22 protein-coding genes are annotated in these 25994 nt (G+C 64.6%); 9 read left to right on the top strand and 13 right to left on the bottom strand.

Features of this window, described 5'->3' with window-relative positions; all coding sequences use genetic code 11:
* Nucleotides 1–114 precede the first annotated feature (114 nt).
* From U5768_RS20910 to U5768_RS20885, 6 genes are all read right to left on the bottom strand, one after another.
* Entirely contained in the window at nt 115–1122 is a 1008-nt protein-coding gene (locus tag U5768_RS20910; RefSeq protein WP_322032308.1) for a HoxN/HupN/NixA family nickel/cobalt transporter, read from the bottom strand.
* A gap of 4 nt (nt 1123–1126) precedes the next feature.
* Nucleotides 1127–1636: a cupin domain-containing protein gene (locus U5768_RS20905; protein WP_322032307.1), complete on the bottom strand. Its 510-nt coding sequence runs from the start codon at nt 1634–1636 to the stop codon at nt 1127–1129.
* A 146-nt stretch (nt 1637–1782) separates the two neighbouring features.
* Nucleotides 1783–3891 (bottom strand): elongation factor G, encoded by a 2109-nt coding sequence (gene fusA / locus U5768_RS20900; protein ID WP_322032306.1) that lies wholly within the window; start codon nt 3889–3891, stop codon nt 1783–1785.
* A gap of 306 nt (nt 3892–4197) precedes the next feature.
* Nucleotides 4198–4713: a DUF192 domain-containing protein gene (locus U5768_RS20895; protein WP_322032305.1), complete on the bottom strand. Its 516-nt coding sequence runs from the start codon at nt 4711–4713 to the stop codon at nt 4198–4200.
* Nucleotides 4714–4956: 243 nt separating this feature from the next.
* On the bottom strand, nt 4957–5163 hold the full coding sequence (locus tag U5768_RS20890) for a hypothetical protein (RefSeq protein WP_322032304.1): 207 nt from the start codon (nt 5161–5163) through the stop codon (nt 4957–4959).
* A gap of 344 nt (nt 5164–5507) precedes the next feature.
* Nucleotides 5508–6089: a pseudouridine synthase gene (locus U5768_RS20885; RefSeq protein WP_322032303.1), complete on the bottom strand. Its 582-nt coding sequence runs from the start codon at nt 6087–6089 to the stop codon at nt 5508–5510.
* A 304-nt stretch (nt 6090–6393) separates the two neighbouring features.
* Here U5768_RS20885 and icd point away from each other — a divergent pair, with 304 nt between their 5' ends.
* The 3 genes from icd (at nt 6394) to U5768_RS20870 (ending at nt 9748) form a co-directional block, all read left to right on the top strand.
* Nucleotides 6394–7650 (top strand): NADP-dependent isocitrate dehydrogenase, encoded by a 1257-nt coding sequence (gene icd / locus U5768_RS20880; protein WP_322032302.1) that lies wholly within the window; start codon nt 6394–6396, stop codon nt 7648–7650.
* A 61-nt stretch (nt 7651–7711) separates the two neighbouring features.
* A complete protein-coding gene (locus U5768_RS20875; RefSeq protein WP_322032301.1) occupies nt 7712–8077 on the top strand; it encodes a hypothetical protein in 366 nt (121 codons plus the stop codon).
* A gap of 105 nt (nt 8078–8182) precedes the next feature.
* Nucleotides 8183–9748 carry a multicopper oxidase family protein gene (locus U5768_RS20870; RefSeq protein ID WP_322032300.1) on the top strand — a complete coding sequence of 522 codons (1566 nt, stop codon included), beginning with the start codon at nt 8183–8185 and terminating at the stop codon, nt 9746–9748.
* A gap of 85 nt (nt 9749–9833) precedes the next feature.
* On the opposite strand, the gene cspD is transcribed toward U5768_RS20870, so the two are convergent.
* On the bottom strand, nt 9834–10040 hold the full coding sequence (cspD, locus tag U5768_RS20865; protein WP_017776809.1) for a cold shock domain-containing protein CspD: 207 nt from the start codon (nt 10038–10040) through the stop codon (nt 9834–9836).
* A 585-nt stretch (nt 10041–10625) separates the two neighbouring features.
* On the opposite strand from cspD, the gene clpS reads away from it, so the two are divergent.
* The 3 genes from clpS to U5768_RS20850 all read left to right on the top strand — a co-directional run bounded on the left by clpS (nt 10626) and on the right by U5768_RS20850 (nt 14817).
* Complete coding sequence (clpS, locus tag U5768_RS20860) at nt 10626–10940, top strand: ATP-dependent Clp protease adapter ClpS (protein WP_028213389.1); 315 nt, start codon at nt 10626–10628, stop codon at nt 10938–10940.
* A complete protein-coding gene (gene clpA / locus U5768_RS20855; RefSeq protein ID WP_322032299.1) occupies nt 10937–13228 on the top strand; it encodes an ATP-dependent Clp protease ATP-binding subunit ClpA in 2292 nt (763 codons plus the stop codon). The genes clpS and clpA overlap by 4 nt, the downstream gene beginning before the upstream one ends.
* A 173-nt stretch (nt 13229–13401) precedes the next feature.
* Entirely contained in the window at nt 13402–14817 is a 1416-nt protein-coding gene (locus U5768_RS20850) for an amino acid permease (protein WP_322032298.1), read from the top strand.
* 54 nt (nt 14818–14871) lie between these two features.
* Here the strand turns inward: U5768_RS20850 and dut are convergent, their stop codons facing one another.
* The 6 genes from dut to U5768_RS20820 all read right to left on the bottom strand — a co-directional run bounded on the left by dut (nt 14872) and on the right by U5768_RS20820 (nt 22181).
* Complete coding sequence (gene dut / locus U5768_RS20845) at nt 14872–15318, bottom strand: dUTP diphosphatase (RefSeq protein WP_322032297.1); 447 nt, start codon at nt 15316–15318, stop codon at nt 14872–14874.
* Nucleotides 15319–15350: 32 nt separating this feature from the next.
* Nucleotides 15351–16355, bottom strand: coding sequence for an LLM class flavin-dependent oxidoreductase (locus tag U5768_RS20840; protein WP_322032296.1), 1005 nt, complete (start codon nt 16353–16355; stop codon nt 15351–15353).
* 62 nt (nt 16356–16417) lie between these two features.
* Nucleotides 16418–17647 (bottom strand): bifunctional phosphopantothenoylcysteine decarboxylase/phosphopantothenate--cysteine ligase CoaBC, encoded by a 1230-nt coding sequence (gene coaBC / locus U5768_RS20835; protein WP_415913950.1) that lies wholly within the window; start codon nt 17645–17647, stop codon nt 16418–16420.
* A gap of 33 nt (nt 17648–17680) precedes the next feature.
* A complete protein-coding gene (gene lspA / locus U5768_RS20830; RefSeq protein WP_322032295.1) occupies nt 17681–18196 on the bottom strand; it encodes a signal peptidase II in 516 nt (171 codons plus the stop codon).
* A complete protein-coding gene (gene ileS / locus U5768_RS20825) occupies nt 18196–21045 on the bottom strand; it encodes an isoleucine--tRNA ligase (protein ID WP_322032294.1) in 2850 nt (949 codons plus the stop codon). The genes lspA and ileS overlap by 1 nt, the downstream gene beginning before the upstream one ends.
* A gap of 140 nt (nt 21046–21185) precedes the next feature.
* Nucleotides 21186–22181: a bifunctional riboflavin kinase/FAD synthetase gene (locus tag U5768_RS20820; RefSeq protein WP_322032293.1), complete on the bottom strand. Its 996-nt coding sequence runs from the start codon at nt 22179–22181 to the stop codon at nt 21186–21188.
* Nucleotides 22182–22358: 177 nt separating this feature from the next.
* Here U5768_RS20820 and purN point away from each other — a divergent pair, with 177 nt between their 5' ends.
* From purN to U5768_RS20805, 3 genes are all read left to right on the top strand, one after another.
* On the top strand, nt 22359–23018 hold the full coding sequence (gene purN, locus U5768_RS20815; RefSeq protein WP_322032292.1) for a phosphoribosylglycinamide formyltransferase: 660 nt from the start codon (nt 22359–22361) through the stop codon (nt 23016–23018).
* Nucleotides 23015–24406: an RsmB/NOP family class I SAM-dependent RNA methyltransferase gene (locus U5768_RS20810; RefSeq protein WP_322032291.1), complete on the top strand. Its 1392-nt coding sequence runs from the start codon at nt 23015–23017 to the stop codon at nt 24404–24406. The genes purN and U5768_RS20810 overlap by 4 nt, the downstream gene beginning before the upstream one ends.
* A 318-nt stretch (nt 24407–24724) precedes the next feature.
* Nucleotides 24725–25921 (top strand): acyl-CoA desaturase, encoded by a 1197-nt coding sequence (locus tag U5768_RS20805; RefSeq protein WP_322032290.1) that lies wholly within the window; start codon nt 24725–24727, stop codon nt 25919–25921.
* Nucleotides 25922–25994: the final 73 nt, after the last annotated feature.

Below are 25994 nucleotides of genomic sequence, written 5' to 3'. Positions count from 1 at the left end.
GGATGAAATATCGGACGCAATAGCTGGGCCTAGTTTACGCGCTTTCGGCAAACGAGGCGAAGGGTAGACGAAGGGTAGGGTTTCGCGGGGTTGCGCGCGCGAGGCGCCTGAGCGTTAGCGGACCGTGGCCGGGCGGCGCCAGCGATGAAACAGCACGGAGCCGATCCAGCACGCAATGAACGCGGCGACGATGCCGTAGCCCAGTTCGCCGAAGCGCTCGTTCAGGCCGGCGATGAGCGTCCATGCGCCGCCGCTTGCGCCGAGCTTGTCGGCGATGAGGCCGAGCGCTTCCACGCCGCCGATCACGATCGCCACGAGCGCGGAGACGAACGTGATGCTCGCGTTGTAGTAGAGCTTGCGTTTGGGATCGTCCATGGCCCAGCCGTAGGCGTGGACCATCAGCACGTTGTCGGTGGAGTCGACTAGCGTCATGCCCGCCGTGAAGAGCGCGGGGAACACGAGAATCGAATATATGGGCAAACCCCGGCCGGCTTGCGCGGCGGCGATGGCGAGCAGGCCGATCTCGGTGGCCGTGTCGAAGCCGAGGCCGAACAGCACGCCCACGGGGTACATGTGCCAGCTTTTCGTGACGAGCGCGAATAGCGGACGCAGCGCGCGCGAGAAGAGGCCGGCGGGCGCGGGCGCGGGCGCTGCGCCGTCGCCTTGCTGCGCGCGGCGGTAGCGCATCCACACGTCGCGCAGGATCACGAGGTTCACGCCCGCGAGCAGGAGCAGGAACGTCGCGGACACGAGCGTGCCGACGGTCGAGCCGAGCGCGTGAAACTCCTCGAAGCGGCCGTGCAGCGAGAGGGCCGTGAGCGCGATGCCGAGCGTGGCGGCGACGACGACCGTCGAATGGCCGAGCGAGAACGCGAGTCCCACGCCGAGCGGGCGCTGGCCCGCCTGCATGAGCTTGCGCGTGACGGCGTCGATGGCGGCGATATGGTCTGCGTCCACGGCGTGGCGCAAGCCGAAGCCGTAGGCGAGGAGCGCCGTGCCGAGCAGCAGCGGATAGTGGCGAAACGCGATCAGCGCCCACGCCCACGCGCCGAGATTGGCGGCGATGAGCGCGGCATAGAGCGGGATCAGGCGGGGGCGCAGCGAGGCGGCGGGCGTCGGCATCGGCTCAATGATCGTGCGGATGGCGGTGGATCGGATCGACCCAGTACACGGTTTCCGGCGCCTCGACGGCGTCGATGTTGAGGTTGACCACCACGGCCTCGTTGTCGCTGCGCACGAGCACGCATTCGAGCGGATCGTCGGTGCTCGCGTTGATTTCCTGGTGCGGCACGTAGGGCGGCACGAAGATGAAGTCGCCGGGACCTGCCTCGGCGGTGAATTCCAGATGCTCGCCCCAGCGCATGCGAGCGTGACCGCGCACGACGTAGATCACGCTTTCCAGCGCGCCGTGATGATGCGCGCCCGTCTTCGCGTTCGGATGGATCGTCACCGTGCCCGCCCAGATTTTCTGCGCGCCCACGCGCGCCGCGTTGATCGCCGCCGCGCGGTTCATGCCGGGCGTTTGCGCGGTGTTCGTATCGAGCTGATCGCCGCGTATCACCTTGACGCCGTTTTCGCGCCAGTCGACGGGGGCGTCGTCGTGGTGATCGTGCTCATGGTCGTGATCGTGGCTCATCGTCGTGTCTCCTTGACTGTCTGTGCGCATCGAAGCGTTATCGCCGCATTGTGGCATGGTCAAAATTGCGCGGCGCGCATGCAAAAAAGCCCGTCCGCAAGGGACGGGCTTCCGGTGAGCATGGCAACGCCTGCACGCCGCCCGTGCTACGCCTTCTTCGCGTTGATGACCGCTTCGGCCACGTTCTGCGGGGTTTCCGAGTAGTGCTTGAACTCCATGGTGTAGGTGGCGCGGCCTTGCGTGAGCGAGCGCAGCGACGTGGAGTAGCCGAACATTTCCGAAAGCGGCACTTCGGCGCGCACGATCTTGCCGCCGCCGCCCGCGATGTCCTCCATGCCCTGCACGATGCCGCGACGGCTCGACAGATCGCCCATCACGTTGCCCATGAAGTCCTCGGGCGTTTCCACTTCCACGGCCATCATCGGTTCGAGCAGGATCGGTTTGGCCTTGCGCATCGCTTCCTTGAAGGCCATCGAGCCGGCCATGCGGAAGGCGTTTTCGTTCGAGTCCACGTCGTGGTACGAGCCGAACGTGAGCGTCACCTTCGTGTCGACGACAGGGTAGCCCGCGAGCACGCCCGCCTTGAGCGTTTCCTGGATGCCCTTGTCGACGGCCGGAATGAACTCGCGCGGAATCACGCCGCCCTTGATGGCGTCGACGAATTCGTAGCCCTTGCCCGGTGTCTGCGGTTCGAGCGTGATGACCGCGTGGCCGTACTGGCCGCGGCCGCCCGATTGCTTCACGAACTTGCCTTCCACATCTTCGACCTTGTTCTTCACGGTCTCGCGATACGCGACCTGCGGCTTGCCGACCGTCGCTTCCACGCCGAACTCGCGCTTCATGCGGTCGACGAGAATTTCGAGGTGCAGCTCGCCCATGCCCGAGATGATGGTCTGGCCGGACTCCTCATCGGTCTGCACGCGGAAAGAGGGGTCTTCCTGCGCGAGACGGTTGAGCGCGATGCCCATCTTTTCCTGGTCGGCCTTGGTCTTGGGCTCGACGGCCTGCGAAATCACGGGCTCGGGGAAGATCATCCGTTCGAGCACGATGGCGTGCGCCGGATCGCAGAGCGTGTCGCCCGTCGTCGCTTCCTTCAGGCCCACGGCTGCCGCGATGTCGCCCGCGCGCACTTCCTTGATTTCCTTGCGCTCGTTCGCGTGCATCTGCAGGATGCGACCCAGGCGCTCCTTCTTGTCCTTGGTCGCGTTGAGTACCGTGTCGCCCGAATTCACCACCCCCGAGTACACGCGGAAGAAGATCAACTGCCCGACGAACGGGTCGGTCATGATCTTGAAGGCGAGCGCGGAGAACGGCTCGTCGTCGCTTGGATGACGCTCGATTTCCTTGTCGTGGAGGTCGTGGCCGAGAATCGCGGGCACGTCCACGGGCGAGGGCAGATAGTCGATCACGGCGTCGAGCATGGCCTGCACGCCCTTGTTCTTGAACGCGCTGCCGCAGAGCATGGGCACGATCTCGTTGGCGATCGTGCGCTTGCGCAGGCCGCCCTTGATCTCTTCTTCGGTCAGGCTCTCGTGATCGTGAAGGTACTTTTCGAGCAGCGTTTCGTCGGCTTCGGCGGCGGCTTCGACCATCTTCTCGCGCCACTCGTGCGCAAGCTCGACGAGATTCGCGGGAATCTCCTCGTACTCGAACTTCACGCCCTGGCTTTCGTCGTCCCAGACGATCGCCTTCATCTTCACGAGATCGACCACGCCCTGGAAGTGATCTTCCGCGCCCACCGGAATCTGGATAGGTACGGCCACGCCCTTCAGACGCTCGCCGATCTGCCGCTGCACGCGGAAGAAGTCCGCGCCCACGCGATCCATCTTGTTGACGAACGCAATGCGCGGGACCTTGTACTTGTTCGCCTGGCGCCACACGGTTTCCGACTGCGGCTGCACGCCGCCCACGGAGTCGTACACCATGCACGCGCCGTCGAGCACGCGCATGGAGCGCTCGACTTCGATGGTGAAGTCCACGTGCCCCGGGGTATCGATGATGTTGATGCGGTGTTCGGGGTAATTGCCGGCCATGCCTTTCCAGAACGCGGTGGTCGCGGCCGAGGTGATCGTGATGCCGCGTTCCTGTTCCTGCTCCATCCAGTCCATGGTCGCCGCGCCGTCGTGAACCTCGCCGAGCTTGTGATTCACGCCGGTGTAGAAAAGGATGCGCTCGGTCGTCGTGGTCTTGCCGGCGTCGATGTGAGCGCTGATCCCGATGTTGCGATAGCGCTCGATGGGGGTCTTGCGAGGCACGGTGATCTCCTTGGAATGACGCGCCATGGAAGCTGCCGGGCGGCACGCGGCGCGGCCAGCGCGCGGCCCGATGCGCCGCACGGCGCGCGCCTGGCACGCGCAATGCAGCAAATTAATAGAATAGCGCTTGCGCGCCCGTTTTGCAGGACGCGTGTCGGGCGGGGGAAGGAGCGAGAGCGGCCCCGGTGGGCCCGGGCGGGCCGCGCCTAACGCCCGGCGGCGCGCTGGCACACGCGCCGCGAGCAGACGCAAAAAAAGCCGGCGCCGCGCACGTGCGGGACCGGCTTGCGCAGAACGACCGCGCGCTTACTGCAGCGGCGGCAGTCCCTGAATCGTCATGCCGGGCTTGATGCCCTTCGCCGTGAACCAGCCCTTGGGCATTTCGAGCGCGAAGACGCCGTTATTGCGCGGGCAGTGGTTGTTGGTCGTTTCGGCCTGCATCTCGTCGATGTCGGTGATCGTGCCGTCGGCGCGAATGAAGGCGATCGACAGCGGGATCAGCGTGTTCTTCATCCAGAAGCAGTGCACGGCGTTCTCGCCGAACACGAACAGCATGCCTTCATTGGGCCCAAGCTGCGAACGGTACATGAGGCCCTGTTCGCGGTCCGCGTCGTTGGCGGCGACCGCTGCGTCGATCACGAACATGCCTGCCGTGAGCTTCACGCGCGGAAATTCGCTGGGCTGTTTGGCGCCTGGCGGCACTTGTGCTTGCGCGACGTTCGATGTCGCTGCCGCAGTGAACGTGAGCGCCGCGAAAGCGGCAATGGGCAATGCGACGACAAGCGCGCAGCGCACGAAAAACGAGCGCAGGGAAAATCGCACGAGAAACTCCTTGCTGTAGGTTAATTCGCGCATGTTACGCGACCAGGTCAGAACGGGTCAAAATGCGTGATGCGATTCCAGCCGTCATTCATGTCGTCTTTCACGTAATCGACATGACTTGGCAAGCTCGCACATCACGGAAAATCACGCAGCCAAACAAAAAGGCAGAACGCCTCGCGGCGCTCTGCCTTTCGCGCTGAAGAGCGGCCACGAATGCCGCTGCTCATGCGTCTTACAGCAAGCTTACTCCGAAGCTGCCGAAGCGGCTTCAGCCTTCGCTGCCTTCTTGTGCGACGACTTCTTGTGCGACTTCTTGTGCGAAGCCTTGTGTGCCGGTGCCGAAGCAGCAGCAGCCGGTGCAGCAGCCGGAGCAGCTTCCGGAGCCGAAGCTTGTGCGAATGCAGCCGATGCGAAGAGGCCAGCGACCAGAGCAGCGATCAGTTTGTTCATGTTGTGAATCCTCAAGCTTGAGTTGATTAACCAAATGACCCGGTTTTTGGAGTCAGGTCGGTAAACGTGCCATCCACCTTTCGGTTGACAGTCGCTTTCGACAAATTCGCTTGAACTTGATTTCTGCGTCTGCCAGCGGTCAGGACCGCGCATGACTGCGAGGACCCGGAAGGCTGAATGCCGGATAGCTTCTGGCGGCATCTGCGTCGAATAACGCACGGTCTCGCGAGATGGTTGACGCAAACTTTTTATTTGCTTCGTAACGAGATGCGACAGAAAGGCGGGGGACGTGCCGCATGATTCGAAAAAAATCGATCAGCACGGGAAAAGGGCTTGCACAACAATCACTTGTGTTTTCGAGATGTGTTTTGCCAGGGCGCATCTGCGCTCACGTCGACGCTTTGGCCCGGTGCGAGGCCAAGCGAAAAAATATCGAGCGCGCCAATCGCGACGCGTACGAGCCGCAACGTCGGATAGCCCACTGCGGCCGTCATGCGTCGCACTTGCCGGTTCTTGCCTTCGCTGATCGCAATCTCCACCCACGTGGTGGGGATTGACGCGCGATAACGAATAGGCGGATTGCGCGGCCACAAATTTTCGGGCTCGACAATGATTCGTGTTCGGCACGGTTGCGTCACGAAGTCGCCGAGATCGATGCCGCGTTCGAGCGCGGCAAGCGCTGCCGCATCGGGTTCGCCTTCCACTTGCGCCCAATAGCGCTTCACGAGCTTGCGCTTCGGTTCGGCAATGCGCGCCTGCAATGCGCCGTCGTTGGTGAGAAGCAGAAGACCTTCGCTATCGGAATCGAGCCGGCCCGCGGGATAGACGCCCGGCGCCTTCACCCAGTCCGCGAGTGACTGACGGGTTTCGTGCGGCGAAAACTGACAGATCGTGCCGAACGGTTTATTGAGGGCGATCAAACGCATGACAGGAGACGGTGACGAAGGAATGACGGGATAGCGCCGGAATCTTAATGCATATCGGGCCCCGTCGATATTTATCTCTTATATAAGATATAAGACAGGGCTCGCGGCGGATGCCGGCTGCCGCTGGCCCGCGTATGTAGTGTGCGGCGCGCGAGCGCCAGGCGTGGGCTAGAATAACCGCCAGATCCTCACGCCGACAGGCCGCTCGGGCCGGGCGAACCCGCTTAGCCGCCGCCTGGAGGCCTGGGGCGCCGCGCGCCGCGTCGAACCCGCTACAACAGCCTTGCCCTTACTGGAGTCGATCATGCCGTATCAGCACATCGTGGTTCCGACCGGCGGTAACAAGATCACCGTCAATCCGGACTTCTCGCTCAACGTTTCGGACCAGCCGATCATCCCGTACATCGAGGGCGACGGCACGGGCGTGGACATTACGCCCGTCATGCTGAAAGTGGTCGATGCGGCGGTGGAAAAGGCCTACGGCGGCAAGCGCAAGATTCACTGGATGGAAATTTACGCGGGCGAGAAGGCGACCCGCGTGTACGGCCCCGACGTCTGGCTGCCCGAAGAAACGCTCGACGTCGTGAAGGAGTACGTGGTGTCGATCAAGGGGCCGCTCACGACGCCCGTGGGCGGCGGCATCCGGTCGCTGAACGTCGCGCTGCGTCAGCAACTCGACCTGTACGTGTGCCTGCGCCCCGTGCAGTACTTCAAGGGCGTGCCTTCTCCGGTGCGCGCGCCGGAGAAGGTCAACATGGTCATCTTCCGCGAGAACTCGGAGGACATTTACGCGGGCATCGAATGGCCCGCGGAGTCCGAAGGCGCGAAGAAGCTCATCAGGTTCCTGCGCGAAGAAATGGGCGTGGCGAAGATCCGCTTTCCGGACAGCTCGGGCGTCGGCGTCAAGCCGGTGTCGCGCGAGGGCACCGAGCGTCTCGTGCGCAAGGCGATCCAGTATGCGATCGACAACGAACGCCGCTCGGTCACGCTCGTGCACAAGGGCAACATCATGAAGTTCACCGAGGGCGCGTTCCGCGACTACGGTTACGCGCTCGCGCAGAAGGAGTTCGCGGCGGAACTGATAGACGGCGGCCCATGGATGAAGATCAGAAATCCGAAGACGGGCGGCGACATCGTGATCAAGGACGTGATCGCCGACGCCTTCTTGCAGCAGATTCTGTTGCGCCCCGCCGAATACGACGTGATCGCCACGCTGAACCTGAACGGCGATTACATCTCCGACGCGCTGGCGGCGCAGGTGGGCGGCATCGGTATCGCGCCAGGGGCGAATCTTTCGGACTCCGTGGCAATGTTCGAGGCCACGCACGGTACGGCGCCCAAGTATGCGGGCAAGGACTATGTGAATCCGGGCTCCGAAATTCTTTCCGCGGAAATGATGCTGCGGCACCTGGGCTGGGTCGAGGCGGCGAATCTCATCATCGAGTCGATGGAGAAGTCGATTCTGCAGAAGCGCGTGACGTATGACTTCGCGCGTTTGATGGAAGGGGCGACGCAGGTGTCCTGCTCGGGGTTTGGGCAGGTGATGATTGAGAATATGTGAGCGCGCCGACTGGCGCGTCGCGACCCCGGTTAACCTGGCTTCACTCCTTGCCGCCGCCCGCATGACTTTTCCCGGCCGCTTTCTTTTCGTCTGCGTGTTCTGCGTGTTCGCGCTCTTTGCCGTGCGTGGTGCGGCGGCATGCGAGCACACGCAGCGAATCGGGCATGCGGCACACGGCATGGTCGCGGCGGCCGATCATTGCGGGACGGCGAAAGCCGTCGGCATGACGAACACGCATGGTCACGGTTCGCACGGCGCGTGCGGCGCGGGTTGCTGTGTCGCGGGCTGCGGCGTGCACTGCGGCGCGCCGCCCGTTGCATCGGCATTGGGTCTGCACGTTCCCGCTGGCTCGCCGCTCAATGTTCTTCCCGTCCCGCTGCGCGCCGGGATTACCCACGCTCCTCCACTACCTCCACCGATCGTCTGAGCCTGCCGAGGGGCTTCGCATGCGCGGAGCGAACGGTCGCACGCGCCGCGCGCCTGTATTGCGCGCCACGTGCTCAGGTATGAACGAGGTATGAGGATTTTATCGATGAAACGAAGGGCATTTCTATCCGGCGCATTGAGCGCCGCCACGGCGACCCTGTTCGCGCGCCACGCCTTCGCGCAAGAGGCGGGCGAAGCGATGCACGGCATGATGCACGCGCAAGGACCGCTGGCCGCTGCCGATGCGTTGCCCGCCGGCGCGCCGCTCGCCGCGCTGCGCACGCTCGCCAGCCAGAGCCGCGAACCGGGCCAGTTTCGCGCGACGCTCGTCGCGCAGCCCGCGGCGCGCGCATTGCTCGCCGGCCAGCCGCAAACCGTGTTCTGGCAATACGACGCAGGCGTGGCGACAGCAGACGACGGCCCCGTCGTCGGTCCGTTGATCGACGTGCGCGAGGGCGATACCGTCGAAATCACTTTCGTGAACCGGCTGCCGCAGCCTTCGACGATCCATTGGCACGGCCTGCCCGTGCCGCCCGATCAGGACGGCAATCCGTCGAAACCCGTCGCGCCGGGTGAACAGCATGTTTATCGCTTCACGCTGCCGCAGGGAAGCGCGGCGACCTACTGGTATCACCCGCATCCCCACATGCTGAGTTCGGAGCAGGTGTTTCGCGGGTTGGCGGGGCCCTTCGTCGTGCGCGCCGCCGACGATCCGCTCGCGGCGTGGCCCGAGCGGCATCTGTTCGTGTCCGACCTGAAGCTCGCCGCCAACGGCACGATTCCCGCGAACGGCATGATGGACTGGATGAACGGCCGCGAAGGTCAGTACGTGCTCGTGAACGGTGCGCGTGAGCCGCACATCGAGGTCGTGCGCGACGAGCGCTGGCGCGTCTGGAACGGCTGTAACGCACGCTATCTGCAACTTGCTTTCGACGACGGCCGCGCCTTCGCGCAGGTGGGAACCGACGGCGGACTGCTGGGCGCGCCGCGCGAGGGCGTCACGTCGCTTTTGCTCGCGCCGGGCGAACGCGCCGAACTGGTCGTGCGCGCGGGGCAGGGCGCATCGCGGGCGTCGCTGATCGCGGCGCAGTACGACCGTCACAAGATGGCGATGACCCACGGCAGCTTGCCTGCGGGGCCTTCGCTGATCCTCGCGAGCGTTGGCTTCGCGCCGGCCAGCGCGGCGCCATCGGCGCTGCCCGCGCGCTTGCGAGAGATTGCGCCGCTCGCTTCATCAGGTCAGCTAACGATTCCGCAAAAAAGCGTGGTATTCAGCGAAGCCATGGACATGAAAGCGATGCACGCGCCGGGCGCGTCCGCACAACCCATGCCGCGCGGCATGCAGTTCATGGTCAACGGCGCGGTATTCGATCCGGCGCGCGTGACGCTGACAAGCCGGCGCGGCGAAGTCGAGCGCTGGTCGATAGCAAACGGTACGGACATGGATCATCCGTTTCATCTTCACGGCACGCAATTTCAGGTGCTGGCGCGCGAGCGCGGCGGCGTGCGCGAGGAGGAGGAACTGCTGGCGTGGCGCGACACGGTGAACGTGCGGCCCGGCGAAACGGTGCATATCGCAACGGTCCAGCACGAAGCGGGCGACCGCATGTTTCATTGCCATATCCTCGAGCACGAGGATCTCGGCATGATGGGTACGCTGCGCGTGAGTTGAGCTAACACGCGGACGTTAAAAAACGATGACGCCAAAAAAGAAACCCGGCCGAAGCCGGGTTTCCCAGGTACGGGTACCGAACAGATCAGGCTGCTGCCTGAATGTTCGATGCCTGTTTACCCTTCGGGCCTTGCACGACCTCGAAGCTCACCTTCTGCCCTTCTTTGAGGGTCTTGAAGCCATTCATTTGAATAGCCGAAAAGTGAGCGAACAGGTCCTCACCGCCTTCATCCGGCGTGATGAACCCGAAACCCTTCGCGTCGTTGAACCACTTGACCGTACCGGTTGCCATACCAACTTCCCCTGTAACTCATGTCACTACCACGAGCAGTTCGAAAAGCCAAACGATCGCGGTGCGATCGCCCCCTCCTCACAAGCTCACCAACGGCATTTTTTCGAATTTAAGGCGGTTGAAAAAAGTGCCAGCTTGATTGTTGAGGGTCTTTATTCTGCTGTCAAGAATATTTTGAGACGCTGTTTAACGCGTTGTAAAGAGCACATTTCCAGGGTTTTTCCTGCTTTTCGCCGACGCTGAGCACCACTGCATAAAGCAACCTGCGCCAGCCGTCTTGAAAAAACGCGCGAGTGGCGCATATGCGATCCATCGCACAATGGATTCCGACACCCAGCGTGCGGGCGCCTACAGTCGCTTCCCACGACAACGTCAAGGTTGTGCGATACTCGATTCAACGGTGGCGTGAAAGCTGCTCAGAGCAGGATTGTGTACCGGCCCCGCAGCCGGTCCAAGGGATCGGGGCCGGGCCAGGGCGCGTGAATTGCTTGCAGTGGGTCGCAGGTCGGGAGCGCCGGGTTCACCGGCCGGCCGGTCGGGTTACGGCAGGATTGCGGGCCTGTCCGAGTTGTTTAGAATGGGTGTATGGCGATTATCCCGGACAAGCAGGATTCAACCGTACTGGAGCGGCAGGAGCAAAAGGTCAAACCGCCCTCCATGTACAAGGTCGTGCTAATGAATGACGACTACACGCCGATGGAATTCGTCGTGATGGTCGTGCAGGAGTATTTCAATAAGGACCGCGAGACCGCAACGCAGATCATGTTGAAGGTGCATCGCGAGGGCAGGGGTGTTTGTGGGGTCTATACGCGGGACATCGCGTCGACCAAGGTTGAGCAAGTCGTTACCCACGCACGGCAGGCCGGGCATCCGCTGCAGTGTGTGATGGAGGAAGCATGATTGCCCAGGAACTGGAAGTCAGCCTGCACATGGCGTTCATGGAAGCACGTCAGGCGCGGCACGAGTTCATAACGGTCGAGCATCTGCTGCTGGCGCTGTTGGACAATCCAACAGCGGCGGAAGTCTTGCGTGCATGTGCCGCCAATATCGAAGACCTGCGACAGAACCTGCGCAACTTCATTCACGACAATACCCCTACGGTTCCCGGCACGGATGACGTCGACACGCAGCCGACGCTCGGGTTCCAGCGCGTGATCCAGCGCGCGATCATGCACGTTCAGTCCACTTCCAACGGCAAGAAGGAAGTGACGGGCGCGAACGTGCTGGTCGCCATCTTCGGCGAGAAGGATTCGCACGCGGTGTACTACCTGCAGCAGCAGGGCGTCACGCGTCTGGATGTCGTGAACTTCATTTCGCACGGTATCGCGAAGACAGGCAGCGGCGAAGCGGCCAAGGCCAGCGACGCGAATGCCGAAGCCGAAGACGCCGCCAGCCAGAAGGAAACCCCGCTCGCCCAGTTCACGCAGAACCTGAACCAGATGGCGAAGGACGGCCGGATCGATCCGCTCATCGGCCGCGAACTGGAAGTGGAGCGCGTGGTGCAGGTGCTGTGCCGCCGCCGCAAGAACAATCCGCTGCTCGTGGGTGAGGCCGGTGTCGGCAAGACCGCGATCGCGGAGGGGCTCGCCTGGCGCATTACGCGCGGCGAAGTGCCGGACATTCTTGCCGACGCCCAGGTCTATTCGCTCGATATGGGTGCACTGCTTGCGGGCACGAAATATCGCGGCGATTTCGAGCAACGCCTCAAAACGGTGCTCAAGGAACTGAAAGAGCGTCCGCACGCCATTCTGTTCATCGACGAAATTCATACGCTGATCGGCGCGGGCGCCGCGTCGGGCGGCACGCTCGATGCGTCGAACCTGCTCAAGCCGGCGCTCTCGTCGGGCACGCTCAAGTGCATCGGTGCGACGACGTTCACGGAATACCGCGGCATCTTCGAGAAGGACGCGGCGCTGTCGCGGCGCTTCCAGAAGGTCGACGTGGTCGAGCCGACCGTCGAGCAAACCGTGGCGATCCTGCGCGGTCTGAAGTCGCGTTTCGAAGAGCACCACGGCGTGAAGTATTCGTCGGGCGCGCTGAACGCGGCGGCCGAGCTGTCGGCGCGCTTCATCACCGACCGTCACTTGCCCGACAAGGCTATCGACGTGATCGACGAAGCGGGCGCGGCCCAGCGCATTCTGCCGAAGTCGAAGCAGAAGAAGACCATCGGCAAGAGCGAGATCGAAGAGATCATCTCGAAGATCGCGCGCGTGCCGGCGCAAAGCGTCTCGCAGGACGATCGCAGCAAGCTGCAAACGCTCGACCGCGACCTCAAGGCCGTGGTGTTCGGCCAGGATCCGGCTATCGACGCGCTTTCGGCTTCGATCAAGATGGCGCGCGCGGGTCTGGGCAAGACGGACAAGCCGATCGGCTCGTTCCTGTTCTCGGGCCCGACCGGCGTCGGCAAGACCGAGGTGGCGCGCCAGCTCGCGTTCACGCTCGGGATCGAACTGATCCGCTTCGACATGTCCGAGTATATGGAGCGCCATGCGGTGAGCCGTTTGATCGGCGCGCCGCCGGGCTATGTCGGGTTCGACCAGGGTGGTCTCCTCACCGAAGCCGTTACGAAGAAGCCGCACTGTGTGCTGCTGCTCGACGAGATCGAGAAGGCGCACCCGGACATCTTCAACGTGCTGCTGCAGGTGATGGACCACGGCACGCTGACCGACAACAACGGCCGCAAGGCGGATTTCCGCAACGTCATCATCATCATGACGACGAATGCGGGCGCCGAGGCCATGAACAAGTCGACGATCGGCTTCACGACCCGGCGCGAGCAGGGCGACGAACTGGCCGATATCAAGCGCCTGTTCACGCCCGAGTTCCGCAACCGGCTCGATCAGACGATCAGCTTCCGTGCGCTCGATGAAGAAATCATCATGCGCGTGGTCGACAAGTTCCTCATGCAACTGGAAGACCAACTGCACGAGAAGAAGGTCGATGCGGTCTTTACCGACGCGCTGCGCAAGCATCTGGCCAAGCACGGCTTCGACCCGCTCATGGGCGCGCGGCCGATGCAGCGCCTGATCCAGGACACGATCCGCCGTGCGCTCGCCGACGAACTGCTGTTCGGCAAGCTCATGAACGGCGGCCGCGTGACCGTGGACGTCGACGCGGAGGACAAGGTCCAGCTCACGTTCGACGAGCAGCCGGCACCGCGCAATCCGGAAGCGGTGGAAGTGGAGTAAGCGGCACCGCTTACGCTGCCCTAGGGCAAGACGGCGCAGTCCGAAAGGACTGCGCCGTTTTCTTTTTTGCGGTCGTGTTCCTGGGCTATGCCGGTCGAGGCGCGCGGGCGCGAACGGCGCACCCGGTAAAATAGCTGTTTGTCCAGCCGTCGGCGTTTAGCAGGGGTGTAACAGTGGTACCACGTAAATCGGGCGCGTTCGAAGCCATCGTCGAGCGCGAACAAGGGCTGCGCCAGGGCTTGACCGCCGGGCAGATGACGATGATCGCCATTGGCGGCGCGGTCGGCACCGGGTTGTTTCTCGGCAGCGGCTTCGCCATCTCGTTCGCCGGGCCGGGCGTGCTCGTTTCCTACGCGATCGGCGCGCTGATCGCCTTGCTGTTGATGGGCGCGCTGGCCGAAATGACGGTCGCGCACCCTGTGTCGGGCTCGTTCGGCGCGTATGCCGAGCACTACATCGGGCCGCTCGCCGGCTTCGTCGTGCGCTATGCGTACTGGTCGGCTTACGTGCTGGCGGTCGGCACCGAGGTCGCGGCGATCGCCGTCTACATGAAGTTCTGGTTTCCGCACGTGCCGGGGCTCTACTGGATCGTCGGATTCTCAGCAGCACTGATCGTTGTGAACGCAATGAGCGTGCGCGCGTACGGCACCATCGAATATCTGTTTTCGAGCCTGAAGATCGCCGCCATCGTGGCGTTCATCGTGCTGGGCGCATGGTTCGTCTGGCGCGCGCCCGCAGGCTCCGGCGTGGGCTTTGCGAACTACACGTCGCACGGCGGCTTGCTGCCGCGAGGCTGGTGGGGCGTGTGGGTCGGGACGATCGTCTCGCTCTTCAGTTATCTCGGCGTGGAAACGATCGCCGTTGCGGCCGCCGAGGCGCAGGACCCGCAGCGCGCCGTCACGCGTGCGTTTCGCGCGACCGTGCTGCGCCTCGTGCTGTTCTACCTGCTCACGCTCGCGCTCATGCTCGCCATCGTGCCGTGGACCGAGGCAGGCGGCAACGAAAGCCCGTTCGTGAAGGTCATGGCCGCGACCGGCGTGCCGTACGCGGCGGGCGCGATCAACTTCATCGTGCTCGTGGCGGCGCTTTCCGCCATGAACAGCCAGCTTTACATCACCACCCGCATGATGTTCAGCCTCTCGCGCGCGGGCTATGCGAGCGCGGCGTTCGGGCGCCTCACGCGCCACGGCGTGCCGACCGCCGCGCTTTCGCTCTCGACCATCGGCATTGCGGTCGCGGCCGTGCTCAACGCGCTCTGGCCGCAGGCGGCGTTCACGCTGATGATGTCGATCGCCATGTTCGGCGCGATGTTCACGTGGCTCATGATCTTCGTCACGCAGATCTTTTTCCGCGTACGGCAGGCGCGCGAAGGCGGCGCGCCGCTCGCGTTCCGCATGTGGGGTTTCCCGTTCACGAGCGTGCTGGGCGCGCTGCTCATGCTCGGCATTCTGGTCGGCACGGCGTTCACGCGCGAATTCCGCATGACGCTGGTCTACGGTCTCGCGTTTCTTGCGGTGCTCGTGGCGGTCTATGCGTTCTGGTATCGCCGCCGTCCCGGCGCGACGCGACGAACCGAAGCTTCCGTCTAAACGCAAAAAAGCACGCCCAGGCGTGCTTTTTTGTTGCCAGCGCAACCGCTCGGCTTAGTGCTTGCCCGTGCTGCCGAAGCCGCCCGCGCCGCGCTCGCTCGCCTCGAAGTCGTCGACGATATTGAAGTGCGCCTGCACGACCGGCACGATCACGAGTTGCGCCAGGCGCTCCAGCGGATTGAGCGTGAAGGTGGTGTGGCCGCGATTCCAGGTCGAAATCATCAGTTCGCCCTGGTAGTCCGAGTCGATCAGGCCAACCAGGTTGCCGAGCACGATGCCGTGTTTGTGGCCGAGGCCCGAGCGCGGCAGGATCAGCGCCGCGTAGCCGGGGTCGGCCACATGGATGGCGAGACCTGTGGGCACGAGTTTCGTTTCGCCCGGTTCGAGCGTGATCGGCGCGTCGAGGCACGCACGCAGGTCGAGGCCGGCGCTGCCCGGCGTTGCGTATTGGGGCAACTGGTCGCGCATGCGCTCGTTCAGGATCTTGATGTCGATTTTCATGAAGTCTGGATGATGGGGCGGGGGTGGATCGCTCAGGCGCGAGGCAACTGGAACGCCTCGGCGAGAAGTTCATAAGAGCGCAGACGAGCCTTGTAGCTGCCCGCAACGGTCAGCACGATCAGCTCGTCGGCGTGAAAGTTATCCTTGATCGCAAGAAGGCGCTCGGTGACGCTCCCGGGCGTGCCGATCACGCTGCGCGGCTTCTCGCGGTCGATCACGATCTGCTCGCGCTCGCCGTATTCCTGCATGCGCCCTTGTTCGAGGTTCGGAACCGGCGCGTTCAGGCCGTACGCCATCTGCACGCGGCGCAGATCGACGGCCTTTTCGAGGTCGGCGGCTTCGGCTTCGGTGTCGGCGCAGATCGCGAATACGGCGCACGCGAGATACGGCTTCGCTTCGTGACCCGGCTGGAAGCGGTCGAGATATGCCTGCGCCACGAGATGCCCGAAGTGCGCGTTGATGAAGTGCGCGAACGAGAAGCGCAGCCCGAGCTGCGCGGCAAGCATGCCGCCGAAGTCGCTCGAACCGAGCACCCAGAGCTGCGGGCGCGTGTCGATTTGCGGCTGGAGCGCCACGCCGTGCGCGAGGTGGTCGGCGGGAAGCTGCCCGTCCATCAGGCCGACGAGATCCTGCACCTGCTGCGCGAACTGGTCGCCGCGGTTGTACGTGCCGGCGGCCACGGCCTGCGCGGTGCGCATGTCGCCGCCCGGCGCGCGCCCGACGCCGAGATCGACGCGCCCCGGAAAGAGCGCTTCGAGCATCATGAACTGCTCGGCGACCTTGAAGGGGCTGTAATAGGGCAGCATGATGCCGCCCGAGCCGATGCGGATGCGCTTCGTCACGCTGCCAAGGCGCGCGAGCATGACTTCGGGGCAGGGGTTGCACACGCCCAGCAGGCCGTGGTGTTCGGCGCACCAGTAGCGCGTGTAGCCGAGGTCGTCGGCGAGCTGCGCAAGTTCGATGGTCGCGGCGATGGCGTCCGCCGCGCTGTGCCCGGCGATGACGGGCGACTGGTCGAGTACGGAAAGCCGTGTCATGGCAGTACTGCTCCTTGCCTGGATTCGCGGCGCGCCGGCACACGCAGGCGCCGGCGCGCGCGTCACGAGATGATGCTCGGGTCGGGCAGACGCCGCGCGATTTCGGCGACGAGCGTCTGCGCGAGCGCCTGCTTGGCCGCGCGCGGCAGCGGCGTGCGGCCGCCCGCCTCGAACAGCACGACTTCATTGTCGTCCTGACCGAAGGTGAGCGGGCCGAGATTGCCGATCAGAAGCGGCACCTTCTTGCGCGCGCGCTTTTCCTCGCCGTGCACGTCGAGGTCGCCGCTTTCGGCGGCGAAGCCCACGCAGTACGGCGGATTCGGCAATGCCGCAACCGAGGCGAGAATGTCCGGGTTCTCGACGAACGCGAACGTCGGCATGCGGCGCTCAGCCGTCTTCTTGATCTTGTGCTCGGCGACGTGATCGACGCGCCAGTCGGCCACGGCCGCCACGCCGATGAAGACGTCGGCGTCGGTCGCCGCGCGCATCACCGCGTCGTACATCTGCTGCGCGGTCTGCACGTCTTCGCGATACACGCCCCACGGCGTTTCCAGTGCGACCGGACCCGCCACCAGATGCACCTCGGCGCCGGCCTGCTGTGCCGCGCGCGCGAGCGCGAAGCCCATCTTGCCGCTGGAGCGGTTGGTGATGCCGCGCACGGGATCGAGCGGCTCGAAGGTCGGACCGGCGGTGATCAGGAGCTTGCGGCCCGCGAGCACCTTCGGCGCGAAGAACGAGACGATCGCCTCGTACACGGCTTCGGGTTCGAGCATGCGACCGTCGCCGATCTCGCCGCAGGCCTGCGGACCGGAATCGGGGCCGAGCGTTTCGATGCCGTCCGCGCGCAGTTGCGCGACATTGCGCTGCGTAGCCGGGTTTTGCCACATCTGGCGGTTCATCGCGGGCACGACCAGCAGCGGACAGTCGCGCGCCACGCACAGCGTGGAGAGCAGGTCGTCGGCGAAACCGTGGGCGAGCCTGGCGAGGAAGTCGGTGGAGGCGGGCGCGATGACGATGGCGTCGGCCTCGCGCGAGAGGTCGATGTGCGCCATGTTGTTGGGCACGCGCGCGTCCCACTGGCTCGTGTAGACGGGGCGCCCCGAGAGCGCCTGCATCGTGACAGGCGTGATGAACTGCGTGGCCGCCTCGGTCATCACGATCTGCACGGTCGCGCCGGCCTTGGTCAACAGGCGCGTCAACTCGGCGATCTTGTAGCACGCAATGCCGCCCGTCATGCCGAGCACGAGGTGGCGGCCGGCAAGCTCGCCTGGGGTTGCAGCGGACGTGTTCAAGTCACAACTCCTTTAACCGTGCAGCCCGCACACTCAGCGCGCGCCGCGCACGCGCCGCAACTCGTCGAACACCAGCAGCGCCGCGCCGATGCAGATCGCGCTGTCGGCCAGGTTGAACGCCGGCCAGTGCCAGCCGCCCACGTGGAAGTCGAGAAAGTCGATCACGTGGCCGTACAGCAGGCGGTCGATCACGTTGCCGAGCGCGCCGCCCATGATGAGCGCGAGCGCCGTGCAAAAGAGCTTCTGCGTGGCGTGGCGCTTGAGCAGATAGCAGATCACGAGCGCCGCCACCACGCCGAGCGCCGTGAACGCCCAGCGCTGCCAGCCGCCCGCGGCGGACAGGAAGCTGAACGCCGCGCCCTTGTTGTAGACCAGCACGAGGTTGAAGAACGGCGTGATCACGCGGCCTTCGCCGTAGCTGAACACCTTGTTGACGGCGATTTTCGTGAGCTGATCGGCAAGGATCACGATGACCGCGACCCCGAGCCACGGCGCGAGCGTGCCGCCTGCGCCGTTCGAGCGGGTTGGCTTCGACAGGGTTTTTGCCATTATGCCGCGCTCCGTTTTTCACCGCCGCCGAACAGATTCACGACGCAGCGGCCGCACAGGCCCGGATGCTCCGCGTTTGCGCCCACGTCCTCGCGGTAGTGCCAGCAACGCTCGCACTTGAGGTATTTCGAGGTGACCACTTCGACGCCTTCCTCCGCTTCGCTTTCCACCTTCACGACTTGCGCCGCCGAGGTGATGAGCACGAACTTGAGGTCGTCGCCGAGCGAGGTGAGCGCGTCGTAACGCGCGCCGCTCGCGAGAATGCGCACTTCGGCCTGCAGCGACGAGCCGATCTGGTTCGCCACGCGCGCCTCTTCGAGCGCCTTCGTCACGTTGCCGCGCACTTCGCGCAGCAGCGTCCACTTGGCGATCAGCTCCGGCGCTTCGGCGATGTCCGGGAACGCGTGGAACGTTTCGGTGAAGATGGTTTCGCTTTGCGGCTGGAACACCTTCCACGCCTCTTCGGCCGTGAACGAGAGGAACGGCGCGAGAATGCGCAACAGGCTGTGCGTGATGTGGTGCAGCGCCGTTTGCGCGCCGCGGCGAGCCTTCGAGTCCGCCGCGCTCGTGTAGAGGCGGTCTTTCAGCACGTCGAGGTAGAAGCCGCCCAGGTCTTCGGAGCAGAACGTTTGCAGCTTGGCCACGACCGGGTGGAACTCGTAGCGGTCGTAGTGCGAGAGCACGTCGTTTTGCAGCGTGTGCGTGAGCGCGACGGCGTAACGGTCGATCTCCAGCCATTCGCTCGCGGGCAGCGCGTGCTTCTCGAAGTCGAAATCCGACAGGTTCGAGAGCAGGAAGCGCAGCGTGTTGCGGATACGGCGATAGCCCTCCGTCACGCGCTTGAGAATTTCCTCGGAGATGGCCAGCTCGCCCGAATAGTCGGTCGACGCGATCCACAAGCGGATGATTTCCGCGCCCAGACGGTTCGCGACTTCATGCGGATCGACGCCGTTGCCGAGCGACTTCGACATCTTGCGGCCCTCGCCGTCGACGGTGAAGCCGTGCGTGAGCAGCGCGTTGTAGGGCGGGCGGCCGTCGAGCATCGAGGCCGTGAGCAGCGACGAGTGGAACCAGCCGCGGTGCTGGTCCGAGCCTTCCAGGTAGAGGTCGGCCGGGAATTGCAGTTCGTCCTTGTGCGAGCCGCGCAGCACGTGCCAGTGCGTCGTGCCCGAGTCGAACCACACGTCGAGCGTGTCGCGGTTCTTTTCGTACAGGTTCGCGTCGTCGCCGATCAGCTCGCGCGGGTCGAGCGTTTGCCACGCTTCGATGCCTTCCTTCTCCACGCGCTGCGCAACCTGTTCGAGCAACTCCAGCGTACGCGGATGCAGCTCGCCGGTTTCCTTGTGGACGAAGAACGCCATCGGCACGCCCCATTGGCGCTGGCGCGAGAGCGTCCAGTCCGGGCGGTTGGCGATCATCGAATAGAGACGCTGCTTGCCCCACGAGGGGTAGAACGCCGTCGCCTCGATGCCCTCGAGCGCCGTTTCGCGCAGCGTCTTGCCGCCGTCCCTGGGCGTCACGTCCATGCCCGCGAACCACTGCGACGTGGCGCGGTAGATGATCGGCGTCTTGTGGCGCCAGCAGTGCATGTAGCTGTGCAGATACTTTTCGCTGCGCAGCAGGGTGCCGGCGGCGTCGAGCGCGTCGACGATCTTCGGGTTCGCCGCCCAGATCGAGAGGCCGCCGAAGAGCGGCAGCGATTCGATGTAGCGGCCGTCGCCCATTACCGGGCTGATGATGTCCGAGTCCGGCATGTTGTGCGCCTTGCACGACACGAAGTCTTCCACGCCATAGGCGGGCGCCGAGTGGACGATGCCCGTGCCGGTGTCGGTCGTCACGTAGTCGCCGAGGTAGATCGGCGACGTGCGCTTGTAGCCCGGATGCGCCGAGGCGAGCGGGTGATTGAAGCGAAGCAGCGAGAGTTTTTCGCCCTTGGTCGTGGCGACGATCTTGCCTTCGAGGGCGAAGTCCTTCATGCACGCTTCCACGCGATCGACGGCGAGGATCAGCAGGCCGCGTTGCGTATCGACGAGCGCGTAATCGATTTCCGGGTGCACGTTCAGCGCCTGGTTCGACGGGATCGTCCAGGGCGTGGTGGTCCAGATCACGATGCCGCCTTCCTCGCGCGGCAGCGCGGGCAGGCCGAACGCGGCCGCCGTTTCAGCGGGCTGCGCGAACGTGAACAGCACGTCGATGGTCGGATCGGTCTTGTCCTTGTACTCGACTTCGGCCTCAGCCAATGCCGAGCCGCAGTCGAAGCACCAGTTCACGGGCTTCAGACCGCGGAACACATAACCCTTCTCGATGATCTTCGCGAGCGCGCGAATCTCGTTCGCCTCGTTCACGAAGTTCATCGTCTTGTACGGGTTGTTCCAGTCGCCGAGCACGCCGAGGCGCCTGAAGCCCTTCTTTTGCGTCTCGATCTGGCCGGCCGCGTACTCGCGCGCCTTCTGCATCACTTCCTGGGCGGGCAGCGACTTGCCGAACTGCTTCTCGATCTGGATTTCGATCGGCATGCCGTGGCAGTCCCAGCCCGGCACGTAGACCGCGTCGAAGCCCGCGAGATTGCGCGCCTTGACGATCATGTCCTTCAAGATCTTGTTCACCGCGTGGCCGAGGTGGATGTCGCCGTTCGCATACGGAGGCCCGTCGTGCAGGATGAACTTCTTGCGGCCTTTCGAGGCCGCGCGGATCTTCTCGTAGACCTGGTTCTCTTCCCATTCCTTGACCCATTGCGGCTCGCGCCTGGGCAGGTCGCCGCGCATCGGGAACGGAGTGTCGAGCAGGTTGACGGGGTACTTCGATTCGGACTTCTGCGGCTTGCCGGAGGATGCTTTCTTGTCGCTCATGGTATGTCACGTGGAATTCGGGGGATGCATGGCGTCAGCGTTGCGGCCGATGCCGCGCAACCGTCGCCTCGGGCGCTGCATGCGGTGCCTGGGGCACGCGGCGCCTGGGGGCGGGGCAGCCCGCGCATGCGGGCCGCGGATCACCTAATTCGGTCGGTGGCCGAAGTGGCGAAGCCGGTGGATGCGCCGCCAGCCACGTCGGCGCCCGCGGCGGCGAACCACGCGCGGGTGTTCGCCACGTCGCGAGCGATCGCGGCGGTGAGCGTTTCGAGGTCGGCGAACTTCTCCTCGTCACGCAGCTTCTTGAGGAACTCGACGCGCACGAGCTTGCCGTAGGCGTCGCCGTGCCAGTCGAGCAGATGCACTTCGAGCAGCACGCGGCCCGAGTCGTCCACGGTCGGGCGCAGGCCGAGGCTCGCGACGCCCGGAAGCGGCTGGTCGCCAATGCCATGCACCAGCACGACGAAAATGCCCTTGAGCGCCGGCCGCTTGTGGCCGATCAGCAGGTTCATCGTGGGAAAGCCCAGATCGCGGCCGAGCTTCAGACCATGCGTGACGTGCGCGCTGATGTGGTAGCCGCGGCCAAGCGAGGCGCGTGCGGCGTCGAGGTCGCCCGCGTGCAGTTGCGCGCGCACGGCCGAGCTGGAAATGCGCACGCCCGAGGGGTCGGCCACGGTCGCCATCTGTTCGACTTCGAAGCCGTACTGCTCGCCCGCGGCCTGCAGCGAGGCAAAGTCGCCCGCGCGCTTCGCGCCGTAGCGGAAGTCGTCGCCGATCATCATCCAGCGCGCGTGCAGCCCGCCCACGATGATGCGCTCGACGAACGCCTCGGGCGACTGGCTCGCGAACGTGTGATTGAAATGCTCGACCACCACGCGGTCCACGCCGTTCTCGCGCAGCGCTTCGAGCTTGTCGCGCAGCATGGCGATGCGCGGCGGGGCGCTAGCCGGGTTGAAGAATTCGCGCGGATGCGGCTCGAAGGTCATCACGCAGACGGGCAGGCCGCGCGCGTCGGCCGCCGCGCGCACGCGCGCGAGCAATGCCTGATGCCCGCGGTGGACACCGTCGAAATTGCCGATGGTCAGCGCGCAGGGCGCGCGGCTTTCGGCATTGGGAAGACCGCGGAAGACTCTCACGATAGCGGAACCTGGTGGAACCTCGAAAAGCGCGCTGGCGCAGCACGCGTGCTGGGACCTGCTGACTGGGCCACTCGCGGCCCAAGGACCGCGACGAAACAGAAGATTATAAACGCACGAGGCGACGATCGCCGCCGCCCGCGCGTTGAGCACGCCCCCCGATGATAAAATCCGCGGATGAAAAATCTCGTCATCCTGATTTCGGGGCGGGGCAGCAACATGGAAGCCATCGTGCGCGCGTGCGCACAGGAAGCTTGGGGCGCGCGCATCGCCGCCGTGATTGCCAACCGTCCTGATGCCGCGGGCCTCGCGTTCGCGGCTTCGAACGGCATTGCCACGGCGGTCGTCGATCACCGCCAGTTTTCCGATCGCGCCGGCTTCGACGCGGCGCTCGCGCAAGTCATCGACGGCTACGCGCCGGACCTCGTCGTGCTGGCGGGCTTCATGCGCGTGCTGACCGACGCGTTCGTCGACCATTATTCGGGTCGGATGATCAATATCCATCCGTCGCTGCTGCCGATGTTTCCGGGCCTCAAGACGCACCAGCAGGCGCTCGACGCAGGCTGCCGCGTGCACGGCGCCACGGTGCACTTTGTCACGCCTACACTCGATCATGGTCCGATCGTCGCGCAGTCGGTGGTGCCGGTGCGCGCGGGCGACGACGCCGCGGCGCTCGCCGCGCGCGTGCTCAAGACCGAACACGTAATGTATCCGCGCGCGGTGCGCTGGTTCGTCGAAGGGCGCCTCGCGCTCGACGGCGAACGCGTGACGCTCACGCCTGCCGAGCCGCAATGGCTCTTCTTTGACGACTCGCAAGCCGCCGGGGAGGGCGCATGAGACTGCATGGATTTCTGATTGGACAGACCGAAACGTTGCTCGCCGACGTCCTCAAATTTACGGGCCCGGCCGACGCCGTGACGAGCCGCTTCTTCCGCGAGCATCCGAAGCTCGGCCACGCGGAGCGCGGCGTGATCGCCGAAGCCGTGTTCGCCGTGCTGCGCCGGCGCATGGAGTTCGCGCACCTGGCCGAAAGCGGCACGGGCAGCCCGACGCGCCGCCTCACGCTGCTCGGCCTCATGGCGACGGCGGGCCGCTCCGCGATCCGTCCGTTCGTTTCCGACGCCGAAGCCACCTGGCTCGAGCACGTCGCGAAGATCGACCCGGCCAGCCTGCCGCAGCGCGTGCAACTGAATCTGCCGGAGTGGATCATGAAGGCGCTGGAAACGCGCTTCGAGCCCGCCGAACTCGCGCAACTGGCCGCCGCGCTGAACTATCCGGCGCCGTTGGATTTGCGTTCAAATCCGATCAAGGCGAACCGCGACGAGCTGATCCGCTCGCTGTCCGAGTCGGGCATCGAGGGCGGCGAAACGCCGTTCGCGCCGTTCGGCGTGCGCGTGACGGGCAAGCCCGCGCTCGCAAAACTCGATTCGTTCAAGAACGGCTGGTTCGAGGTGCAGGATGAGGGCAGCCAGTTGCTGTGCACGCTCCTCGCGCCGCGCCGCGGCGAAATGGTCGTGGACTTCTGCGCGGGCGCGGGCGGCAAGACGCTGGCGCTCGGCGCGATGATGCGTTCGACGGGCCGTCTCTATGCCTTCGACGTGTCCGAGCGCCGCCTCGCCAAGCTCAAGCCGCGCCTCGCGCGCAGCGGGCTTTCGAACGTCAATCCGGTGTTGATCGATAGCGAGCACGACGCCAAGATCAAGCGCCTCGTCGGCAAGATCGACCGCGTGCTGGTGGACGCGCCGTGCTCGGGCCTCGGCACGCTGCGCCGCAATCCCGACCTCAAGTGGCGTCAGTCGCCGGAGTCGGTTGCGGAACTCGCGCCCAAGCAGCTTTCGATTCTCACGAGCGCCGCGCGCCTGCTCAAGCGCGGCGGCCGTCTCGTCTACGCGACCTGCAGCATTCTCGAAGCCGAGAACGAGGCGGTCGTGAAGCAGTTCCTCGAGGCGCACCCCGACTTCGCGCTGGTCAGCGCGCGCGACGTGCTGACCGAGCAGCGCGTGGGCCTGGACACGGGCGACTATCTCTCGCTGTGGCCGCACCGCCACGCCACCGACGGCTTCTTCGCCGCCGTGCTGGAGCGTCGCGGCGACGCGAAGCCCCGGACGAAGACGGCCGGCGCGCAGACTACGCCGGGAGAAGCCGCGGTGGTGCAGGAGGCGTCCGACGCGATCGCGAAGGCGCGGGAAAGCGAAGCGGCCGAGCCGGACGCCGCGCTCGAATAAGCGCGCGGCAGGGCAGCCATGACGCAGGACTGGCCGGCCGGGACGCGCCGGCCGGTCCAGCGAAGCGCAAGGGTGCGGGGCGGTGAAAGGCTAATAGGGTTGAATGACAAAAAAAAGGCCGGTCGGGGTGCGGCAAAGCGCCTCGAAACGTCCTCCAGACGTTGACGCCGTAACCATTAAAGAAAAAAATCTCCCTTTGTTACAAACACTTGGAACGGTTCTAGTAGAATGCCGTCCAACTGCTTCTAGTCGCTTTCACTTTCTTGACACCGGCGCCTGGCTGAAAGGCCGACGCGCTTCGCTTCACAGGTAAATGCCTTGTTGAACTCCCTGCTTGATTTCCTCGCCCACGGCGTGCTCCATTTCTCGTGGTGGCAGATCGTGTTGTTCGCGGTGGTGGTCACCCACATCACTATCATCGGCGTGACGGTGTATCTGCACCGCTGCCAGGCGCACCGCGCGCTGGACCTGCACCCCATTGCGAGCCACTTTTTCCGTTTCTGGCTGTGGATGACCACGGGCATGCTCACGGGCCAGTGGGCGGCCATCCACCGCAAGCACCACGCCAAGTGCGAAACGGAGGAAGATCCGCACAGCCCGCAAACGCGCGGCATCTGGAAGGTGCTGCTCGAAGGCGCCGAACTCTATCGCGCCGAAGCGAAGAACGAAGAAACGCTGCGCCGCTTCAGCCACGGCACGCCCAACGACTGGATGGAGCGCAACGTCTACACGCGCTACCCCATTCTCGGCGTGAGCATCATGATGGTGATCGACGTTGCGCTGTTCGGCGCGGTCGGCCTCACCGTGTGGGCCGTGCAGATGGCGTGGATCCCGTTCTGGGCGGCTGGCGTCGTGAACGGTCTCGGCCACTTCTGGGGCTACCGCAACTTCAATTCGTCCGACGCAAGCACGAACCTTCTGCCGATCGGCATCATCATCGGCGGCGAGGAACTGCACAATAATCACCACACGTTCGCGACTTCGGCGAAGCTCTCGAACAAGTGGTACGAGTTCGACATCGGCTGGATGTACATCCGCATGATGCAGGCGGTTGGGTTGGCCAAGGTGAAGAAGGTCGCGCCTACGCCGCGCCTAACGAAGGGCAAGCTCGTGGCCGACCACGAAACGCTGCAAGCCGTGTTGTCGAACCGCTACGAAGTGATGGCGACGTACGCGAAGGCCGTGAAGCAGGCGTACCGCCAGGAACTCGCGCACCTCAAGGAAGTGGGCGAGCGCGAGAAGTACAAGGTCATGCGCGGTGCGCGCAAGTGGTTCGACAAGGAAGAAGCCAGCCTGAACGAGCCGCAGAAGCGACAGCTTCCGCAGATTTTCGCGAACAGCCAGAAGCTGCGCACGTACATCGAACTGCGTAACGAACTGGCCGCAATCTGGGAACGTTCGAGCGCCTCGCGCGAACAGCTCCTCGCTCAACTCCAGGACTGGTGCCATCGCGCCGAACAAAGCGGTATCAAGGCGCTTCAGGAATTTGCGTCGCGCCTGCGCCGCTACGCCTGACCGAATCGATCGTCGCGAGCGGATTTTGGCCCTCAGTCGGGCGTAAGAAAATCCTTTAGAATGACGAGACGTC

Origin of the sequence: Paraburkholderia sp. J76 (assembly GCF_905220295.1) — a bacterium.
In the GTDB taxonomy this organism is placed as follows: Bacteria; Pseudomonadota; Gammaproteobacteria; order Burkholderiales; family Burkholderiaceae; genus Paraburkholderia.
The sequence above is the reverse complement of the archived record's forward strand: the minus strand, read 5'-3'. Positions and strand labels throughout refer to the sequence as shown.

Coding starts and splice junctions, on each gene's coding strand:
- U5768_RS20910 (WP_322032308.1), bottom strand. CDS start 1,122: ATGCCGACGCCCGCCGCCTCGCTGCGCCCCCGCCTGATCCCGCTCTAT.
- U5768_RS20905 (WP_322032307.1), bottom strand. CDS start 1,636: ATGAGCCACGATCACGACCATGAGCACGATCACCACGACGACGCCCCC.
- U5768_RS20890 (WP_322032304.1), bottom strand. CDS start 5,163: ATGAACAAACTGATCGCTGCTCTGGTCGCTGGCCTCTTCGCATCGGCT.
- U5768_RS20885 (WP_322032303.1), bottom strand. CDS start 6,089: ATGCGTTTGATCGCCCTCAATAAACCGTTCGGCACGATCTGTCAGTTT.
- icd (WP_322032302.1), top strand. CDS start 6,394: ATGCCGTATCAGCACATCGTGGTTCCGACCGGCGGTAACAAGATCACC.
- U5768_RS20875 (WP_322032301.1), top strand. CDS start 7,712: ATGACTTTTCCCGGCCGCTTTCTTTTCGTCTGCGTGTTCTGCGTGTTC.
- U5768_RS20870 (WP_322032300.1), top strand. CDS start 8,183: ATGAAACGAAGGGCATTTCTATCCGGCGCATTGAGCGCCGCCACGGCG.
- cspD (WP_017776809.1), bottom strand. CDS start 10,040: ATGGCAACCGGTACGGTCAAGTGGTTCAACGACGCGAAGGGTTTCGGG.
- clpS (WP_028213389.1), top strand. CDS start 10,626: ATGGCGATTATCCCGGACAAGCAGGATTCAACCGTACTGGAGCGGCAG.
- clpA (WP_322032299.1), top strand. CDS start 10,937: ATGATTGCCCAGGAACTGGAAGTCAGCCTGCACATGGCGTTCATGGAA.
- dut (WP_322032297.1), bottom strand. CDS start 15,318: ATGAAAATCGACATCAAGATCCTGAACGAGCGCATGCGCGACCAGTTG.
- U5768_RS20840 (WP_322032296.1), bottom strand. CDS start 16,355: ATGACACGGCTTTCCGTACTCGACCAGTCGCCCGTCATCGCCGGGCAC.
- lspA (WP_322032295.1), bottom strand. CDS start 18,196: ATGGCAAAAACCCTGTCGAAGCCAACCCGCTCGAACGGCGCAGGCGGC.
- ileS (WP_322032294.1), bottom strand. CDS start 21,045: ATGAGCGACAAGAAAGCATCCTCCGGCAAGCCGCAGAAGTCCGAATCG.
- purN (WP_322032292.1), top strand. CDS start 22,359: ATGAAAAATCTCGTCATCCTGATTTCGGGGCGGGGCAGCAACATGGAA.
- U5768_RS20810 (WP_322032291.1), top strand. CDS start 23,015: ATGAGACTGCATGGATTTCTGATTGGACAGACCGAAACGTTGCTCGCC.